The 1,626-nt window shown below is 39.3% G+C and carries 1 pseudogene; it reads left to right on the forward strand.

Annotated features, from left to right (window positions below):
- Window positions 1-259 precede the first annotated feature (259 nt).
- Window positions 260-1,493, forward strand: a pseudogene (locus tag BN349_RS24240) (IS110 family transposase).
- The last annotated feature ends 133 nt before the right edge of the window (window positions 1,494-1,626 follow it).

A 1,626-nucleotide genomic window follows, 5' to 3' on the forward strand; every position in this document is an offset into this window, starting at 1 on the left:
CTAACCTGCTCCGTCGTATTATAAGGTTGACCAAGTTATTGGTTGACCTTTTTATTTGAGGTCTAGAATACTAGAGGTAGCTGGGGTAGAACGTCCCTGCCCGTGGGGTTTGACCCCGTCAGCTAAACCGTTCGCCCCCTACTTATAGAAACATGATTGGAGCTGGTTGGGACTGAGATCTCGTATAACAAGCGAAGCTATGACACTATAAGGAGCCAATAGGGGTTACCGGCTAATTTATTGATAGGAGGAGATCATCATGAATCCAGTCATTGGTCTGGATGTCGCAAAAGGAGAAAGTCAGGTACAAGCATTCTTGGAGAAGAAGAAATCATATAAAAAGAGCTTTAAAGTAGCACATACACTAGAAGGATTACAGGAACTCCACGCATTTATCAGAGAAGTTGAGGAAGTAACAGGCTCACAACCACCGATTGTATTAGAGTCTACTGGTCATTATCATATGCCTGTTGTACAGTATTTCGAAAAAAGAGGTTACCTGTTAATCATTGTGAATCCACTCATATCCTATAAAGCGAAAAGCTCAAGTTTACGTAAAGTGAAAACGGATATAATCGATGCCCAACACCTCTGCGAGCTGTATTACAAAGAGGACTTAGAGCCATATAAAAAGCGTGGTATTCAACTCTTAAACTTGCGTAATCTGACGAGACAGCACGAGAATTTAACGGGGATGTTTGTACAATCTAAGTTACAGTTTCAATCTGTTCTAGATCAAGTATTTCCAGAGTATGCAGGCGTATTTGGAGACTTATATTCGGATGTTTCTTTGCTTATTTTATCGACCTTCCCAACTTCTAAGGAGGTCTTGGAAGCTGGTGAAGAGACCCTAGCTATGAAGATTAAGGAACTGTGTAAGAGCCGATCTCAGAAATGGGCTTGTAATCAAGCCGTTAAGCTCATGAAAGCAGCTAATCGGAATCCATTTCAACAGACCTTATATCATAGTCATCTAATTAGTTTAGAGATGCTTATCAACATTCTTCTTGAATACAAAAAGCATCTATCCAAGCTTGAGGGAGATAGATGCTTTAGCAAAAAATATAGAAGAATATAAGATTATCCAATCCATTCCTGGTATCGGAGAAAAAATCGCAGCCACGATTATTTCTGAAATTGGAGAAATAGATCGGTTTAATCACCCTAAAAAGTTGGTTGCCTTTGCGGGAATCGATCCTAGTGTATTTGAGTCTGGTACCTTTAAGGGTACCAAAAATCGCATCACGAAAAGGGGTTCCAGCAGGCTTAGACACGCCTTATTCACAGCTGTCCGTTGTGCAATTCGAGACGCACGTAAAACGCGAACAACAAAGGAACTCATCCCTAGAAATAAGAGATTACGTGAGTTTTACGACAAAAAGCGAGAAGAAGGAAAGCCTTATCGAGTATCCATTATTGCCTGCGCTAACAAGCTTTTACATTGGATTTACGCTCTTTTGAAAACCAAAACAACATTCCAAGAAGTTGCTTAAAATAAAATTTCACATATCTTCAAGGAACTTCCATAACGTTACAGGAAGTTTATTTGTCATGCCTTATTTTCAGTATATCATCTCAAAATTATATGATTAAGTGAAATGTTTGACAAACTATTAGCTGGTTTAG

Origin of the sequence: Bacillus sp. AP8, assembly GCF_000321185.1 — a bacterium.
GTDB classification, from domain to species: domain Bacteria; phylum Bacillota; class Bacilli; order Bacillales; family DSM-1321; genus Bacillus_AD; species Bacillus_AD massilioanorexius.